The organism is Nocardioides sp. BP30 (assembly GCF_029873215.1).
GTDB lineage: Bacteria > Actinomycetota > Actinomycetes > Propionibacteriales > Nocardioidaceae > Nocardioides.
Window position 1 is genome coordinate 1,180,278 of record NZ_CP123620.1, and the last position, 16,744, is coordinate 1,197,021.

Annotated in this window: 17 protein-coding genes; 13 read left to right on the forward strand and 4 right to left on the reverse strand. The window is 72.9% G+C overall.

Features of this window, described 5'->3' with window-relative positions; genetic code table 11:
- Window positions 1-51: 51 nt before the first annotated feature.
- Both P5P86_RS05520 and P5P86_RS05525 read left to right on the forward strand, forming a co-directional pair.
- Window positions 52-1,341, forward strand: a complete 1,290-nt coding sequence (locus tag P5P86_RS05520) for an NAD(P)/FAD-dependent oxidoreductase (protein ID WP_280610293.1) — start codon at window positions 52-54, stop codon at window positions 1,339-1,341.
- Window positions 1,338-2,255 carry an NAD(P)H-binding protein gene (locus P5P86_RS05525; protein WP_280610294.1) on the forward strand — a complete coding sequence of 306 codons (918 nt, stop codon included), beginning with the start codon at window positions 1,338-1,340 and terminating at the stop codon, window positions 2,253-2,255. Before P5P86_RS05520 ends, P5P86_RS05525 begins: the two co-directional genes overlap by 4 nt.
- Before the next feature lie 59 nt (window positions 2,256-2,314).
- On the opposite strand, the gene P5P86_RS05530 is transcribed toward P5P86_RS05525, so the two are convergent.
- The gene (locus tag P5P86_RS05530; RefSeq protein WP_280610295.1) at window positions 2,315-3,007 is read right to left on the reverse strand and encodes a CPBP family glutamic-type intramembrane protease; all 693 of its coding nucleotides are present in this window, start codon (window positions 3,005-3,007) and stop codon (window positions 2,315-2,317) included.
- A gap of 97 nt (window positions 3,008-3,104) precedes the next feature.
- On the opposite strand from P5P86_RS05530, the gene P5P86_RS05535 reads away from it, so the two are divergent.
- Together P5P86_RS05535 and guaB are read left to right on the forward strand one after the other, a co-directional pair.
- Window positions 3,105-4,025, forward strand: coding sequence for a GNAT family N-acetyltransferase (locus P5P86_RS05535; protein ID WP_280610296.1), 921 nt, complete (start codon window positions 3,105-3,107; stop codon window positions 4,023-4,025).
- A 68-nt stretch (window positions 4,026-4,093) separates the two neighbouring features.
- Window positions 4,094-5,593 carry an IMP dehydrogenase gene (guaB, locus tag P5P86_RS05540; RefSeq protein WP_280610298.1) on the forward strand — a complete coding sequence of 500 codons (1,500 nt, stop codon included), beginning with the start codon at window positions 4,094-4,096 and terminating at the stop codon, window positions 5,591-5,593.
- Between the two features lie 15 nt (window positions 5,594-5,608).
- Here guaB and P5P86_RS05545 read toward each other — a convergent pair whose 3' ends face one another.
- Window positions 5,609-6,310, reverse strand: coding sequence for a winged helix-turn-helix transcriptional regulator (locus P5P86_RS05545; RefSeq protein WP_280610299.1), 702 nt, complete (start codon window positions 6,308-6,310; stop codon window positions 5,609-5,611).
- A 183-nt stretch (window positions 6,311-6,493) separates the two neighbouring features.
- Here P5P86_RS05545 and P5P86_RS05550 point away from each other — a divergent pair, with 183 nt between their 5' ends.
- Both P5P86_RS05550 and P5P86_RS05555 read left to right on the forward strand, forming a co-directional pair.
- Complete coding sequence (locus tag P5P86_RS05550) at window positions 6,494-7,309, forward strand: class I SAM-dependent methyltransferase (protein WP_280610300.1); 816 nt, start codon at window positions 6,494-6,496, stop codon at window positions 7,307-7,309.
- 17 nt (window positions 7,310-7,326) lie between these two features.
- Window positions 7,327-8,433 (forward strand): GuaB3 family IMP dehydrogenase-related protein, encoded by a 1,107-nt coding sequence (locus tag P5P86_RS05555; RefSeq protein ID WP_280610301.1) that lies wholly within the window; start codon window positions 7,327-7,329, stop codon window positions 8,431-8,433.
- A 6-nt stretch (window positions 8,434-8,439) separates the two neighbouring features.
- Here P5P86_RS05555 and P5P86_RS05560 read toward each other — a convergent pair whose 3' ends face one another.
- The gene (locus P5P86_RS05560) at window positions 8,440-9,096 is read right to left on the reverse strand and encodes a TetR/AcrR family transcriptional regulator (protein WP_280610302.1); all 657 of its coding nucleotides are present in this window, start codon (window positions 9,094-9,096) and stop codon (window positions 8,440-8,442) included.
- Between the two features lie 56 nt (window positions 9,097-9,152).
- On the opposite strand from P5P86_RS05560, the gene P5P86_RS05565 reads away from it, so the two are divergent.
- The 7 genes from P5P86_RS05565 to P5P86_RS05595 are packed head-to-tail and all read left to right on the forward strand — an operon-like array spanning window position 9,153 to window position 16,301.
- A complete protein-coding gene (locus P5P86_RS05565; protein ID WP_280610303.1) occupies window positions 9,153-9,911 on the forward strand; it encodes an SDR family oxidoreductase in 759 nt (252 codons plus the stop codon).
- A complete protein-coding gene (locus tag P5P86_RS05570) occupies window positions 9,911-10,705 on the forward strand; it encodes an SDR family NAD(P)-dependent oxidoreductase (RefSeq protein ID WP_280610304.1) in 795 nt (264 codons plus the stop codon). Before P5P86_RS05565 ends, P5P86_RS05570 begins: the two co-directional genes overlap by 1 nt.
- 10 nt (window positions 10,706-10,715) lie before the next feature.
- Window positions 10,716-11,699, forward strand: coding sequence for an NADPH:quinone oxidoreductase family protein (locus tag P5P86_RS05575; RefSeq protein ID WP_280610305.1), 984 nt, complete (start codon window positions 10,716-10,718; stop codon window positions 11,697-11,699).
- Entirely contained in the window at window positions 11,696-12,718 is a 1,023-nt protein-coding gene (locus P5P86_RS05580; protein WP_280610306.1) for a phosphotransferase family protein, read from the forward strand. The genes P5P86_RS05575 and P5P86_RS05580 overlap by 4 nt, the downstream gene beginning before the upstream one ends.
- 24 nt (window positions 12,719-12,742) lie before the next feature.
- Complete coding sequence (locus tag P5P86_RS05585; protein ID WP_280610307.1) at window positions 12,743-13,981, forward strand: acyl-CoA dehydrogenase family protein; 1,239 nt, start codon at window positions 12,743-12,745, stop codon at window positions 13,979-13,981.
- Window positions 13,978-15,165 (forward strand): acyl-CoA dehydrogenase family protein, encoded by a 1,188-nt coding sequence (locus P5P86_RS05590; RefSeq protein WP_280610308.1) that lies wholly within the window; start codon window positions 13,978-13,980, stop codon window positions 15,163-15,165. The genes P5P86_RS05585 and P5P86_RS05590 overlap by 4 nt, the downstream gene beginning before the upstream one ends.
- Window positions 15,162-16,301: an acyl-CoA dehydrogenase family protein gene (locus tag P5P86_RS05595; protein ID WP_280610309.1), complete on the forward strand. Its 1,140-nt coding sequence runs from the start codon at window positions 15,162-15,164 to the stop codon at window positions 16,299-16,301. The genes P5P86_RS05590 and P5P86_RS05595 overlap by 4 nt, the downstream gene beginning before the upstream one ends.
- Before the next feature lie 11 nt (window positions 16,302-16,312).
- Here the strand turns inward: P5P86_RS05595 and P5P86_RS05600 are convergent, their stop codons facing one another.
- Window positions 16,313-16,744 carry a hypothetical protein gene (locus P5P86_RS05600; RefSeq protein WP_280610311.1) on the reverse strand — a complete coding sequence of 144 codons (432 nt, stop codon included), beginning with the start codon at window positions 16,742-16,744 and terminating at the stop codon, window positions 16,313-16,315.

Genomic DNA, 16,744 nt, shown 5'->3' on the forward strand with positions numbered 1-16,744 from the left:
CGCCACCGCCGCGGGGTGTAGCGAGTGCCTCGCCGGGGCACCAGCGAGGTCATGGACGACGTCGAAGTGGCAGTGGTCGGTGCCGGCGTGGCCGGGCTGCGCTGCGCCGCCCTGCTGCACGCCGCCGGTCGTGACGTCGTCGTCCTCGAGGCGAGCGACGGCGCCGGCGGGCGCATCCGCACCGACCGGGTCGACGGGTTCCTGCTCGACCGCGGCTTCCAGGTGGTCAACCCCGCCTACAACGCACTGCGCGCAGCCGTGGACGTCTCCGCGCTGGAGCTGCAGCCCTTCCCGGCCGGCGCCCGGGTGCTGGCCGACGGCGGCACCCACACCCTTGCGGATCCGTTCCGGGCGTTCCGGCTGGCCGGTGCCAGCGCGCTGTCGGCGCTGCCGCGACCCGCGGAGCTGTGGGCGCTGGGCAAGTGGGCGGCGCCGCTGCTGACGGGGCTGCAGAAGGAGCACGGGCTGCCGAGGCACCTGCTGCAGGGTCGGCCCGACGCGTCGCTGCGGGTCTCCCTGGATCGGGCCGGTGCCCACGGCCTGCTGCGCGCCACCCTCGAGCGCTACCTCGCCGGCGTCGTGCTGGAGGACGAGGGCGAGACGTCGGCGGCGTTCGCGCTGCTCCTGGTCAGGAGCTTCGTCCGCGGGACGCCCGGCCTGCCACGATCGGGGATGCAGGCGCTGCCCGACGCGCTGGCCGCCCCGCTGGCCGGCCGGATCCGCTACGGCGAGAAGGTCGACCGCCTCGAACGCAGCGACGCTGGCGCACGGATCCGGACCGCCGGCTCGACGATCTCGGCGGATCGGGTGGTCGTGGCCACCGATCCGTGGGCGGCGGAGTCGCTGCTGGGCCGCTCCCGGCTCGCCGCCCCCACGCCCAAGGGCCTGGTCACCGACTGGTACACCGTCGACGAGGCGCCCGAGGAGACAGGCATCCTGCACCTCGACGTCCGCGCCGAGCGCGGCCCCGCCGTGAACGCCTGCGTCGTCTCCGCGGCCGCCCCCAGCTACGCGCCGCACGGCCGCCACCTCGTGCAGGCGACGAGCCTGCTGCCGGCGAGCAGCGAGCCTGCGCTGGAGCACGAGGTACGCCGGCACACCGCGGCGATGCTCGGTGCACCCGAGGCCGGCCTGAGCCTGCTGCGGCGCGACGTCGTACCGCACGCGCTGCCGGTGCAGCCGGCCCCCTTGCGCTTCCGGTCACCGCAGCGGATCGACGAGGTCACCCTCGTCTGCGGTGACCACCGCGACACCGCCTCCAGCCAGGGCGCCCTGGTCAGCGGCGCCCGGGCGGCGCATGCAGTGCTCGCCTCGCTGTCGGCCGTGGGGGACAGGCCGTGACGGCCGGAGAGCCGGCGCAGGGCATGACCGTGCTGGTCTCCGGGGCGACCGGCTTCGTCGGCAGCCGGCTGGTCCCGGCCCTGAGCAGCGCCGGCCACCGGGTGCGCGCGATGACCCGCCATCCCGACGACTACGAGGGCGCCGGCGAGCCGGTCTTCGGCGACGTCGGCGAGCCCGACTCGCTCACCGCCGCACTGGCCGACGTCGACGTGGCCGTCTATCTCGTGCACTCGCTCGGCGAGGCCGACTTCGAGCAGCGCGATGCCGACGCCGCGCGCGCCTTCGGGGTCGCGGCCCGCGACGCCGGCGTCCGGCAGCTGGTCTACCTCGGCGGTCTCGGTGAGGAGCGGGACGGGCTCTCCGCCCACCTGCGGTCGCGGCGGCAGGTGGAGGAGCTGCTGGCTGCCTCCGGCGTGCCGCTGACCGTGCTGCGCGCGGCCATCGTGGTGGGGGCGGGCGGGATCTCCTGGGAGCTGACCCGGCAGCTGGTGAAGAACCTGCCGGCGATGGTCGTGCCGCGCTGGGCGAGCACCCGCACCCAGCCGATCGCCATCGACGACGTCGTCCGCTACCTGGCCGGTGTGGTGGGCAACGAGAAGGCGTTCGGCCGGACCTTCGAGCTCGGCGGCGCCGACCGGCTCACCTACACCGCGATGCTGCAGCAGGCGGCCGAGGAGCTCCACGGCCGCTCGCTGCCCATCCTGGAGGTACCGGTGCTGACCCCGCGGCTGTCGTCGTACTGGATCGCGTTGGTCACCGACGTCGACCCCACCACCGCGCGCAACCTGATCGACTCGATGGGCAACGAGGTCCTCCAACACGACGAGGGCATCCGCGAGCTCGTTCCGGGTGAGCCGCTGGGCTACCGCGAGTCGGTCCGGCGGGCGCTCGGGAAGTCTCCGCAGCAGGACTGACGCGCTCACGAGCGCAGGGCCACCAGCGGTTGGATCCCGATGTCGAGTGCGACGATCCGCTAGAACAGGGGCGGTAGCACCAGCAGCACCACGACCGACCAGCTCACGTGGGTCAGGATCGGGGCCAGGACGCCGCCGGACGCGCGTCGCTCCAGCCCCACCACCAGACCCAGCAGTACCGCGGCCAGGGCGAGCATCACGTTCCCGCTCGCGGCGGTGACGACGGTGTAGGCGATCGTGGTCCACAGCACCGGCCGCGACGGCACGGCCGCGTAGAGGGCACCGCGGAAGAACAGCTCCTCGGCCACCCCGTTGAGCGCTGTCACCAGCAGCAGCACCAGGAGCGAGCCCGAGCCCGTGTAGTCGAGCACGCCCGCGACCCGATCGCCGAGGTAGGGGATGTCGCGGACGATGAGCGCGCCCACCGCGAAGACCGCTGCCAGGGCGAGACCGAGCAGCACCGGCGCGACCCATGGGCGCATCAGCCCGCGGGTGGTGGCGATCCGGCCCAGGTGCAGCTGCCCCGAGGCGAACGCTCCCGTGATCCAGACCGCCGCCAGCCCCAGCGTGGCCGGGTAGAACCAGGCGTTGCCGGGCTCCAGGTGCAGGGTCAGGCCGAGCACGACGGCGCCGAGCAGAGCGAAGGCGGCGGTCGTCCACTGCCGTCGCCGCAGCCTCGGCAGGGGCTCGCGGTGATCGCGCGGGACGGTGTCCCACAGCGACCGCCGCAACCAGATGAGGACGGAGTCCATGTGTTCGGAGGTTAACCGGAGCGCCTCGGGTGATGCGTTGCGCCGCCGAAACGTCTGTGCAACACCCCTGCCGCATCGTGGCGGCAGGATCGGGTTCATGCTCTGGCGGGTCCGCACCACGCTCCCCGACCGTCCCGGCGCGCTCGCCGTCCTGGCCCGGCGCTGCGGCGAGTCAGGCGTCAACATCCTCGGCCTGCAGATCTTCCCCGGCGTCGAGGACGTCACCGACGAGCTGGTGCTGCGCACGCCGCTGGGGTGGGAGGCCGACCAGGTCGCCGAGCTGCTGGAGGACAGCGGCGGCAGCGGCGTGGTCGTGCTGCCCTCGCGGGAGTCCGCCCTGGTGGACCAGCCCACCCGCTACATCCGCGCCGCGCAGATGATCCTGGAGCGGCCGCTGTCCTTCCCGGAGGTGGTCGGACGGCTCTTCGACACCGACACCGAGGTTCGGGGCGACGTCCCCGCGGAGGGTCCCGACGACGTGATGGAGATGACGGTCGGCGACGTCGAGGTGCAGCTGCGCCGACGTACGCCGTTCACCGCCACCGAGCACGCCCGCAGCGCCGCCCTGGCCGACCTGGTGACCGACGTCCTGCGCCGCGACCGCGACTCGTCGGCGAGCTGGGCGAGCGAGCCGGTGCCGGGTGCCGCCGTCGCCCCGGACTACGTGGTGGACGGCCCCACCGTGACCGCCCTGATGGAGGGCGTGGTGGTGGGTCGAGCGACGGTGCACGACGAGGACGGCGCGATCGAGGGTGCGCTCGGGGAGGAGGCCTACCGGGTGACGCTGAGCGTCGAGCCGGCATGGCGTCGCCGGGGCATCGGCACCAGGCTCCTGATCCAGGTCTCCCGGCTGGCTCGGGCGCGCGGTGCGGATGCGCTGCTGCTGACCACCACCGCCGACAACCAGGCCGTACTGCCGCTGGTGCTGGCGGCGGGCATGCGCGGGCTGATCCGGATGGCCGGCGGGGAGCTGACGGTGCGGGTGCCGGTGCACAAGCTCCGGCCCCTCATGCTGTGAGCGAACATCGGGCCGAGAGCACGTTCGGCGTTTGGCCGCCCCCAGCGGTCTGAACGTAGGATCCCGTCATGGAGATCCCGGAGAAGTTCGCGACGCTCGGCCTCACCTACGACGACGTCCTCCTCCTGCCCGGCTACTCGGATCTGGCGCCGTCCGAGATCGACACCACCAGCCGACTGACCCGCGAGATCTCGCTCAAGGTGCCGCTCATCTCCGCGGCGATGGACACCGTCACCGAGTCCCGGATGGCGATCGCGATGGCCCGCCAGGGCGGCATCGGCGTGCTGCACCGCAACCTCTCGATCGAGGACCAGGCCTACCAGGTCGATCTCGTCAAGCGCACCCAGACCGGGATCATCTCCAACCCGGTCACCATCGGCCCCGACGCCACGCTCGAGCAGCTCGACAAGCTCGCCGGTGAGTACCGGATCTCCGGGTTCCCGGTCGTCGACGCCGAGGACCGGCTGATCGGCATGATCACCAACCGCGACCTGCGCTTCACCCCCGTCGCCGAGTGGGCCACCACCAAGGTCGACGAGGTGATGACCCCGATGCCACTGATCACCGGCGATGCCGGCATCAGCCGCGAGGAGGCCACCGCCCTGCTGCGCCAGCACAAGCGCGAGCGGCTGCCGCTGATCGACGCCGAGGGCAAGCTGACCGGTCTGATCACTGTCAAGGACTTCGTCAAGGGCGAGCAGTTCCCCGACGCGTCGTACGACGCCCAGGGCCGTCTCCTGGTCGCCGCCGCGATCGGCTACTTCGGTGACGCCTGGCTGCGCGCCACCACCCTGATCGAGGCCGGCGTGGACGTCCTGGTGGCCGACACCGCGCACGGCAACGTGCGGATGCTCATCGACATGGTCAAGCGGCTCAAGACCGACCCGGCCACCAAGCACGTCCAGGTGATCGGCGGCAACGTCGCCACCAAGGAGGGTGCGCAGTCGTTCGTCGACGCGGGCGCCGACGCGGTCAAGGTCGGGGTGGGCCCGGGCTCCATCTGCACCACGCGCGTCGTCACCGGGGTCGGCGTGCCGCAGGTCAGCGCCGTCTACGAGGCGTCGCTGGCGTGCAAGCCCGCCGGCGTACCCGTGATCGCCGACGGTGGCCTGCGCTACTCCGGCGAGATCGGCAAGGCGATCGTCGCCGGTGCCGACACCGTCATGCTCGGCTCGATGCTGGCCGGGACCGAGGAGGCGCCCGGCGACCTGCTGCTGATCAACGGCAAGCAGTTCAAGGCCTACCGCGGGATGGGGTCGATGGGCGCCATGTCCAGCCGCGGCAAGAAGTCCTACTCCAAGGACCGCTACTTCCAGGCCGAGGTCACCAGCGACGACATGATCGTGCCGGAGGGCATCGAGGGCCAGGTCCCCTACAAGGGCTCCCTCGCCACCGTCGCCCACCAGCTGGTCGGCGGCCTGCACCAGACGATGTTCTACGTCGGCGCGCGCACCGTGGCCGAGCTGCAGGACAAGGGCCGCTTCATGCGGATCACGTCCGCCTCGCTCAAGGAGAGCCACCCGCACGACGTGCAGATGACCGTCGAGGCACCGAACTACCACTCCTGAGCCGTGGTGTGAGGCTCAGTGCGCCGCGCTGGTGCTCACGACACCGCGGGGGCGCGGCACCAGCGCGGCGCTGCTCTGGCCGATCCAGCGGGGGAGCGCGGCGCTCATCTCGCGTGTGCCGAGCACGTCGAGCTGACCGCCGGACAGGGCCTCGGTCCAGCCGCAGTCGCCGCGCCAGACCCGGGTGAGCAGCCGCAGCGGTGTGCGCACCGTCGCATCGACCGGGTAGCCGGGGTCGAAGTCGCACACGTCGGCACCCTCCGCCGAGACCACCAGCCACCAGTGCGAGACACGCGGCTCGACGTCGGTGAGCAGGAACGCGACGACCGTCCGGCGACGCGGCCACTCCTCGAGGTGCAGCGTGCGGCGCAGGTCCCAGAACAGCAGGTGCGGGTCCAGGTCCTCCTGACCGAGCTCGCCCACCCAGCGGGTGCCCCAGCTCTGCAGTGCCCGCACCACCGGCTCGAGCTCCTGGCCGCTGGCCGTCAGGTGGTAGGACGTGCGCTGGCCGGAGCCTCGGCGGGTGATCACTCCGGCCCGCTCGAGCGTGCGCAGCCGCTTGGACAGCAGCGCCGGTGACATCTTCGGTACGCCGCGGCGCAACTCGTTGAAGTGGGTGCTCCCGAGAAGGAGCTCGCGCACGACCAGCAGCGTCCAGCGCTCGTCGAGCACCTCCATCGCCTTGGCCATCGGGCAGAACTGACCGTACGACGCCATCGGATCCCCTCCCTGCTCTCGATCCGCGACCGCTTCCTGCAGTAGACCCCCCGCCGCGAGCGAGGGGCAAGCGCAGGACCGGTACAGATCGTGAACCGTCGTCGGTTCAGATCGCGCACTATCGAGCCTCCAGCGCGGCGGCTGAGGATCGTGGCTCCAACCACCGTCCTCGAAGGGGGAGCCATGACCACCACCACCACCCATCCCGAGCTCAAGGCCCGTCACCGCGCGATGTGGGCTGCGGGCGACTACGCCCGGATCGCCGACGAGCTCGTCCCCGACGTCGGTCGGGCCGTCGCGGACGCCTGCTGGATCGCGCCGGGCGAGCGCGTGCTCGACATCGGCGCCGGCACCGGCAACGCGGCCATCCCCGCGGCGCTGGCCGGTGGTGTCGTGACCGCCAGCGACCTCACGCCCGAGCTGCTGGAGATCGGGCGGCGACGGGCGGCCGAGGCGGGCCTCGAGATCACCTGGGAGACGGCCGACGCGGAGGCACTGCCCTATGACGACGCGTCCTTCGACGTGGTGCTCTCCGCCATCGGCGTCATGTTCGCCCCGTTCCACCGGGCCGCTGCCGAGGAGCTGCTCCGGGTCACCCGTCCCGGTGGTCGCATCGGTGTCGCGAGCTGGACCCCGGCCGGCTTCATCGGTCAGATGTTCGCGGCGATGAAGCCGTTCGCGCCCGCACCGCCCGAGGGCGCGCAGCCGCCGCCGCTGTGGGGCGAGGAGTCGCACGTCCGCTGGCTGTTCGGCGACCGCGTGAGGGGGTTGCGTGCCGAGCGGCGGGCGCTCGTCGTCGACGCGTTCACCACCGGCGCCGCCTTCCGCGACGCCTTCAAGGCCAGCTACGGGCCGACGCTGGTGGCCTACCGCTCGCTGGGCGGGGATGCGGAGCGGATCGCCGCGCTGGACCGGGTGCTGGCCGACCTGGGGGACCGGCACCTGGACGAGGGCCGGATGTCCTGGGAGTACCTCGTGGTGACGGCGCAGCGCGCCTGAGCCACTAGGATCGGCGGGTGACCGAGATCGAGATCGGACGTGCCAAGCGGGCGCGACGGGCCTACTCCTTCGATGACGTGGCGATCGTGCCCAGCCGCCGCACGCGCGACCCGGAGGAGGTCAGCACCGACTGGCAGATCGACGCCTATCGGTTCGACATCCCGGTGCTCGCCGCTCCGATGGACTCGGTCATGTCGCCGGCCACGGCGATCAAGCTCGGCCGGCTCGGCGGTCTCGGCGTGCTCAACCTGGAGGGCATCTGGACCCGGTACGCCGACCCCGAGCCGCTGCTGGCCGAGGTCGCCGAGCTGCGCGGCGTCGACGCCACCCGCCGGCTGCAGGAGATCTACGCCGAGCCGATCAGGGCCGAGCTGATCACCGAGCGGCTCCGTGAGGTGCGCGAGGCCGGCGTCACCGTCGCGGGGGCTCTCAGCCCCCAGCGCACCAAGGAGTTCGCCAAGACCGTCACCGACGCGGGCGTCGACCTGTTCGTCATCCGCGGCACGACCGTCAGCGCCGAGCACGTGAGCGGCCAGGCCGAGCCGCTCAACCTCAAGGAGTTCATCTACGAGCTCGACGTGCCCGTCATCGTCGGCGGCTGTGCGACCCACCAGGCCGCGCTGCACCTGATGCGCACCGGCGCCGCCGGGGTCCTCGTCGGCTTCGGCGGCGGCGCCGCGCACACCACCCGCACCGTGCTCGGTGTCGCCGTGCCGATGGCGAGCGCCGTCGCCGATGTCGCGGCGGCGCGTCGCGACTACCTCGACGAGTCCGGCGGCCGCTACGTCCACGTCATCGCGGACGGTTCCATCGGCCGGTCGGGCGACGTCGCCAAGGCGATCGCGTGCGGTGCCGACGCGGTGATGGTGGGCAGCCCCTTCGCCCGTGCCACCGACGCCCCGGGCCGGGGCTTCCACTGGGGTGCCGAGGCTCACCACCACGACCTGCCGCGCGGCCAGCGGGTGGAGTTCGAGACGGTCGGCAGCTTCGAGGAGATCCTGCTCGGCCCCAGCCACGTCGCCGACGGCACGATGAACCTGATCGGTGCCCTCAAGCGCTCGATGGCGACCACCGGCTACACCGACGTCAAGGAGTTCCAGCGGGTGGAGGTCGTGCTGGCCTGACGCCGGTCAGGTGGCGCGGCCGCCGACGATCCGCAACGCCAGCACCGCCATCTGGTCCCCGACGTCGCCGGCCGTCCAGCGGCCGTCGTCGCGGTACCACCGGGCGATGTCGATGCCGAGCGAGAGCACCGCGGTGGTCGCCATCCCGACGTCCGGCACGTCGAACTCGCCCGAGGCCATCCCGTCCTCGATGACCGAGCGCACCTCGTGCTCGATGGCGATCCGCAGGGCGCGGATCTCCTCGCGGTGCTCGGGGGAGAGCGCCTCGAGCTCGTAGTTCACAATCCGGGCCCAGGTGTGCCCCTGGGCGTGATGGCGGCCGAAGTCGCGAGCGATCGAGGCCAGTCGCTGCGTCGGTGGGCCGGTCGCGCCGGCCCGGCGGACCAGCTCCAGCGTGGTCCGGTGCCCCTCGCGGGAGATGACGTGCAGGAGCTCCTCCTTGGAGCGGTGGTGCACGTAGACGGCCGCCGGGCTCATCCCGGCGGCGGCGGCGATGTCGCGCGTCGTCGTGCCGTGGAAGCCCTTCTCGCCGAAGACCTGCACGGCCGCGTCGAGCAGCCGGGCACGGGTGAGATCGCCTCGTCCGGCACCCTGCGTCGGCTCTCCCATCGCTCCCGCCTCGAGTCCGATCCGGGTGTTGACCCGGGCCGCTTCCTGCGGCATCGTGGCCATCCTAAGCAAGCGCTTAGTCAGTTGACCATCCCGGGAAGGGGATCCGCGTGGCAGGACGGTTCGAGGGCAGGACGGCGATCGTCACCGGAGCCAGCCGAGGCATCGGCCTCGGCATCGCCGAGCGGTTGGTCGCCGACGGAGCCCGGGTGGTCATCACCGCCCGCAAGCCCGAGCCGCTCGACGAGGCGGTCGCCGCCCTGGGCGGGCCCGACGTCGCCCGCGGCGTCGCGGGCAGGGTGGACGACGTGGATCATCAGGCGGAGGTGGTCGCCACGGCGGTCGAGACCTTCGGCGGCGCCGACCTGCTGGTCAACAACGCGGGCATCAACCCGGTCGCCGGTGGCCTGCTGGAACTCGACCTGGAGGCCGCCCGCAAGACGGTCGACGTCAACTGCTTCGCCGGGATCAGCCTGGTCCAGCAGGTCCACCGCGCCTGGATGGCCGAGCACGGCGGCGCGATCGTCAACGTCTCCTCGATCGCCGGTCTTGGTCCCACCCCGCTGATCGCGATGTACGGCGCCAGCAAGTCGATGCTCAACTACATCACCCAGGAGCTGGCCGTCGAGCTCGGGCCGAACGTGCGGATCAACGCGGTGCTGCCGGCGGTGGTCAAGACGCAGTTCGCGACGCTGCTCTACGAGGGCCGCGAGGAGAAGGTCGCCGAGCCGTACCCGCTCAAGCGTCTCGGTGTGCCCGACGACATCGCCGGCGTGGTCTCCTTCCTGCTGTCCGAGGACGCGGGCTGGATGACCGGCCAGCTGGTGACCGTCGACGGCGGGGTCACGGTCGCGGCGGCGGCGATCTGATGCCGACCCCCGGCGCCGGCCTGGCGCCCGGCACCCGGGTCGTCGTCACCGGCGCCGCCCGGGGGATCGGCCGTGCGTTGGCGACGCGACTCGCCGCCGGCGGCTGTCGGGTGGTCGTCGCCGACCGCGACGGCGAGCCGCTGGCGGAGGTGGGGCAGCGCCTCGACGCCCTCGCCGTACCGGGGGACGTGAGCACCCTCGAGGGCGTGACCGCCCTGGTGGAGACCGCCCGCGAGCACCTCGGTGCCATCGACGCGTGGTTCGGCAACGCCGGCATCGACAGGGGCCGCGGCCTCGGTGCGAGCGAGGCGGAGTGGGCCGAGTCGCACGAGCTCAACGTGATGGCGCACGTGCGCGCCGCCCGGCTGCTGGTCCCCGACTGGCTCGAGCGGGGCGGTGGCCGATTCGTCGTGACGGCCTCGGCGGCCGGCCTCCTGACGATGCTGGAGGCGCCGGCCTACTCGGTGAGCAAGCACGCGGCCGTCGCCTTCGCCGAATGGCTCTCGGTGACCTACCGACACCGCGGGATCGTGGTGCAGGCGCTCTGCCCGCAGGGGGTGCGCACCGACATGCTCGCGCGCTCGGGCGAGCTGCAGCAGCTGCTCAGCCGCGACGAGGCGCTGAGCCCCGAGACGGTCGCCGAGACCGTGTGGGCGGCACTCGGCGACGACCGTTTCCTGATCCTGCCGCACCCCGAGGTGGCGGCCTACTACACCGCGCGCGCCGGCGACACCGACGCCTGGTTGGGCGGGATGAACCGCCTGCAGCGCAAGATCGAGGAGTCCCGGGCATGAAGGTGCAGCGATGAAGGCATGGCGGGTGGCAGAGCTCGGCGAACCCCGGGACGTGCTCCGGCTCGAGGACGTCCCCGATCCGGTCGCCGGCCCGGGACAGGTGGTCGTGCGGGTGCTGGCCGTGCCGGCGAACTTCCCCGACGCGCTGATGTGTCGCGGTCTCTACCAGGTCCGGCCCGCGCTGCCGTTCACCCCGGGCGCGGAGCTGTGCGGCGAGGTGATGGCCGTCGGCGCCGGCGTCACCACCGTCGCGCCCGGCGATCGGGTGATCGGCGCCGCCACCATGCCGTACGGCGGATTCGCCGAGCTCGCGGTGCTGGAGGCGGCGATGACCTTCCCGGCGCCGGCGGCGCTCGACGACGCGGAGGCCGCCGCGCTGTTCATCGGCTATCAGACGGGCTGGTTCGCCCTGCACCGGCGTACGTCGCTGCAGCCCGGGGAGACCCTGCTCGTGCACGCGGCGGCGGGCGGGGTCGGCAGCGCCGCCGTCCAGCTCGGCAAGGCGGCCGGGGCCACGGTGATCGGCGTGGTCGGTGGTGAGGAGAAGGCCGAGGTCGCGCGCCGGCTCGGCGCCGACGTGGTGGTCGACCGGCACCGGGAGGACTTCGTGGCGGTCGTCAAGGAGCACACCGGCGGACGCGGCGCGGACGTGGTCTACGACCCCGTCGGTGGCGACACCTACGACCGCTCCACCAAGTGCATCGCCTTCGAGGGCCGGATCCTGGTGATCGGCTTCGCCGGCGGCCGGATCCAGGAGGCGGCGCTCAACCACGCCCTGATCAAGAACTACTCGATCATCGGCCTGCACTGGGGGCTGTACAACACCCAGGCCCCGGCTGTCGTCCGGGAGTGCCACGACGAGCTGACGGCCCTGGCCGCGCGAGGGCTGATCAGGCCGCTGGTCAGCGAACGGCTCGGGCTGGACCGCGTCGCCGACGGCGTCCAGCGACTCGCGGACGGCAGCACCGTCGGCCGGGTGGTGTTCGTCCCATGACCGGCGAGCCGACACCGCCCGGGCTCGACCTGGACCGGCTCGCCGGCTGGTGGCCCGACCACGTCGGTGCTCTGGCCGGTGACCTGCGGGCGTCCCTGATCGCCGGCGGGAAGTCGAACCTCACCTACGAGGTCGGCGACGGCACGCAGGTCTGGATCCTGCGTCGCCCGCCGCTGGGGCACGTGCTCGCGACCGCTCACGACATGGGCCGCGAGCACCGCGTGATGTCGGCGCTGAGCACGACGGCGGTGCCGGTGCCGCGGACCTTCGCGCTCTGCCAGGACACCGACGTCATCGGCGCTCCGTTCTACGTGATGGCGAAGGTGGTCGGCACGCCCTACCGCCGATCCGCGGAGCTGGCACCGCTGGGCGCGGACCGGGTACGCGGCATCTCCACCCGCCTGGTCGACACCCTCGCGACGCTGCACGCGGTGGATCCCGCTGACGTCGGGCTGGCCGACTTCGGCCGCGCCGAGGGCTTCCTGGCCCGGCAGGTGGCGCGGTGGAAGACCCAGCTCGACGCCTCCCACACCCGCGACCTGCCCGCCGCCGAGCGGCTGCACGCGCGGCTCGCCGCCAGCGTGCCACCGGAGTCCGCCCCCGGGATCGTGCACGGGGACTACCGGCTGGACAACGTGCTGGTGGACGAACGCGACGAGATCGTCGCCGTACTCGACTGGGAGATGGCGACCCTGGGCGACCCGCTCACCGACCTCGCCCTGATGCTGCTCTACCAGCGTCTCGGGGCGGACCTGGGCAGCCTGGTCTCCGACGTCGGCCACGCGCCCGGCTACCTCGGCGAGGCCGAGATCCTGCAGCGGTACGACGCCGGCAGCGGCCGCGACCTGAGCCGCTTCGGGTTCTACCTCGGCCTGGCCGCCTTCAAGCTCGCGGTGATCCTGGAGGGGATCCACTACCGCTACCTGCACGGCCAGACCGTCGGGCCCGGCTTCGAGCACATCGGCGAGGCGATCCATCCGCTGCTCGCCGCGGGGCTCGACGCCCTCGACCACGACTGAGACCACCGACCCCAGGAGCATCCGATGGACTTCGCCCACGACACCCGGACCGAGGAGCTGCGTGCCCAGCTGCTCGACTTCACGGCCCGCCGGATCGAGCCCGCGGAGGAGATCTTCGAGCAGCAGCTGGCCGCCCAGGACGATCCCTGGGCGTGGGACACGGTGCCCGCACTGGTCGAGCTGCGTGCCGAGGCGCGCAGCCGTGGCCTGTGGAACCTCTTCCTGCCGGGTGAGGCCGGCCCCGGCCTGACCAACCTCCAGTACGCGCCGCTGGCCGAGATCACCGGCCGGTGCGCGCTCGCCCCCGCCGTCTTCAACTGCGCCGCGCCCGACACCGGCAACATGGAGCTGCTCCACGACTTCGGCACCGAGGAGCAGAAGAAGCAGTGGCTCGAGCCGTTGCTGAGCGGTGAGATCCGCTCCGGCTTCGCGATGACCGAGCCCGACGTCGCCTCCTCCGACGCCACCAACATCGCCACCTCGATCACCCGCGACGGGGACGCCTACGTGGTCAGCGGCCGCAAGTGGTGGACCACCGGCGCGATGAACCCCAACGCGCGGATCCTGATCGTGATGGGCAAGACCGACCCGGAGGCCGAGCGGCACCGGCAGCAGTCGATGATCCTGGTCCCGCGCGAGAGCCCCGGCGTGCACGTCGTGCGCGGGATGGAGGTCTTCGGGTACGACGACCACGAGCACGGCGGTCACGCCGAGATCGTCTTCGACGAGGTGCGGGTGCCGGCGAGCAACCTGATCGGGACCGAGGGGATGGGCTTCGCCATCGCCCAGGCCCGGTTGGGACCCGGTCGGATCCACCACTGCATGCGCTCCATCGGGCTGGCCGAGAGGGCGATCGAGCTGATGTGCGCCCGGGTCGAGGAGCGGGTGGCGTTCGGACGGCCGCTGGCCGACCAGGGCGTCGTCCGGGAGTGGATCGCGGAGTCGCGGGTGCGTATCGAGCAGCTGCGGCTGCTGGTGCTCAAGACGGCCTGGCTGATGGACACCGTCGGCAACAAGGGCGCACACACCGAGATCCAGGCGATCAAGATCGCCACGCCGGCCACCGTGCAGTGGATCCTGGACAAGGCGATCCAGGCGCACGGCGCCGGCGGGCTCTCCCAGGACTTCCCGCTGGCGCGTGCCTACGCCGGGATCCGCACACTGCGATTCGCCGACGGGCCCGACGAGGTGCACCGCAACGCGCTCGCCAAGGCGGAGCTGCGCCGGCAGCAGGCCCGGCGTACGGCGGAGGCGGCGCGATGAGCGCGGCCGACCTGCGGGCACGGGTGGCGGCGTTCCTGGCCGAGCACCCGCCGGCCTCGACCGAGCGCGGGGCGTTCCTGCACGCCCGGTACGCCGCGGGCCTGGCCTGGGTCCACTTCCCCGAGGGGCACGGCGGACTCGGCCTGCCGCGCGGGCTGCAGCCGATGGTCGAGAGCCTCTTCGCCGCGGCCGGTGCGCCCGACAACAACCCGCGCGCCAACGGCATCGGACTGGGCATGGTCGCGCCGACGCTGCTCGGGTACGCCAGCGAGGAGCAGCGGCAGCGCTTCTTGGAGCCGCTGTGGTGCGGCGAGGAGATCTGGTGCCAGCTCTTCTCCGAGCCGGGGGCGGGCTCGGACCTGGCCGGGTTGGCCACCCGCGCCGTGCGAGACGGGGACGGGTGGGTGGTCAACGGGCAGAAGGTCTGGACCTCGGGCGCCCACAACGCGGACTACGCGATCCTGGTCGCGCGCACCGACCCGGAGGTGCCCAAGCATCGCGGCATCACCTACTTCCTGGTGGACATGAGCGACCCGGGCGTGGAGGTCAGGCCGCTGCGCCAGATCACCGGCGAGGCCGAGTTCAACGAGGTCTTCCTGACCGACGTACGCATCCCCGACGCGATGCGGGTCGGTGCGGTCGGTGACGGCTGGCGGGTCGCCAACGGGACGCTGAACAACGAGCGAGTGGCGATCGGCGGTCACGCGGCGCCCCGCGAGGCCGGCATGCTCGGCCTGGTCGCCGCGTCGTGGCGTGAGCACCCCGAGCAGCACACCGCCGAGCTGCACGACCGGATGATGAGGCTCTACGTCGAGGCCGAGGTCGCCCGATACACCGGTCAGCGGCTCCGCCAGCAGCTCGCCCTCGGGCAGCCCGGACCGGCCGGCGCGACCATGAAGCTGACCTTCGCCCGGCTCAACCAGCAGCTCTCCGGCCTCGACCTGGAGATCAGGGGCGCGGACGGGCTGCGGTACGAGAGCGAGCCGGGCTGGACCATGCGCCGGCCCGAGCAGGTCGACTTCACCGGCCGCGACGCGGTCTACCGCTACCTGCGTGCCAAGGGGAACTCGATCGAGGGCGGCACCTCGGAGATCCTGCGCAACATCGTCGCCGAGCGCGTGCTCGGCCTGCCTGCCGAGCCGCGCGTCGACAAGGACGTCGCCTGGAAGGACGTGCCCCGATGACCTCCGACCGCACCGTCTCCTCGGTGGTGTCCTACGACGAGCTCGAGCTGCTCGACAGTGACGACGACCGCGACCTGCGCTCGACCGTGGCCGGCTTCCTGGCCGACCGGTGCCCCGCCAGCGCGGTGGTGGCGCTCTACGACGACGACGGGGACGTGGTGGCGCCGCTGTGGCGTGGTCTGGCCGGCGAGCTGGGCCTGGCCGGCCTGCTCGTCCCCGAGGAGTACGGCGGTGCGGGCGCGGGGGCCCGTGAGGCGGCGATCGTGCTGGAGGAGCTCGGTCGGTCGGTGGCGCCGGTGCCCTACCTCACCAGCGCCGTCCTCGCCGCGACCGTGCTGGCCGCGGCGCCGGCCCTCACCGAGGAGGGCCGTGCGGTGCTCGCCGGCCTGGCCGAGGGCAGCCGGACCGCCGCCCTGGTGGTGCCGCTGACGACGGCCTTCGACGCGGACGTGCCCGTCCTCGATGCCGGCGCCGGTTCCGTCCGCAGCGTGGCCGGGGCGCTGGAGGCCGACACCCTGCTGGTACCGGTGAGGTCCGAGGACGGGATCGAGGTGCGGGCGCTACCGGCGAGCGACGCGCGCATCACGCCGGTGGTCTCGCTCGACATGAGCCGTCGGCTCGCCGACGTCACGATCGAGTCCGGCGCGGGTGCCGTCGTTGTCGCGGGCGAGGCCGCCGCCGCCGTACGCGCCGGGCTGCTCGCGGGCACGGTGCTGCTGGCCTCCGAACAGGTGGGCCTGGCCCAGTGGTGCCTGACCTCGACGGTGGGTTACCTCCGAGAACGCCGGCAGTTCGGCCGCGTCGTGGGCGGCTTCCAGGCGCTCAAGCACCGGCTCGCCGACCTCTACACCGCCGTCGAGGGAGCGTCTGCGACCGCTCGCTACGCGGCGGCGGCGCTCGCCGCCGACCCCGCTGCGGTCGAGGCCGAGATCGCGGCGCACACCGCCGCCGCGTGGTGCTCGGAGGTGGCGGTCCTCGCCGCCGAGGAGGCGGTCCAGCTGCACGGCGGCATCGGCATGACCTGGGAGCACCCGACCCACCTCTACCTCAAGCGGGCCAAGGCCGATCAGCTCGCGCTGGGGCTTCCGGGGCACCACCGGGCCCGGCTGGGGGAGCTGGTGGGGCTGACCGTCTAGCGCGGGGCCGGTCAGGCGGTCCGCCCCGGATGGGGCGGCCGGGAGGGTCCGGGCTGGGTCGTCCGGCGGGCCCGACGTACGAGCAGGCGGCCCGCGCCGAGGAGCACCGCCGCCGCGACGGCGAGGAGGACGATGTCCGCTGCCGCCGGCAGCACGCGCACGTGGGTGGGGTGCTCCCAGGGTGAGCTGAGCCCGAGCCGCGTCCCCGATGGTGGATCGAAGTCGCTCTGATCCTGGGTCAGCGCGGCGAACGGCGCCCCGAACCGCATCTCGTGGCCGCCGGTGCGGTCGTACGCGTCGGTGGTGTGCAGGGCCAGGACGACCGCGACGGCGATGCCGGCCAGGAGCGCGAGCGCAGCGACCCGGGCCACGGCTCGGCGATCGCGCCGGAGTGCCGCCGGCCGCTCGTCGGCTCGCTCGTCGGCTCGGTCGGCGGTCTGCAT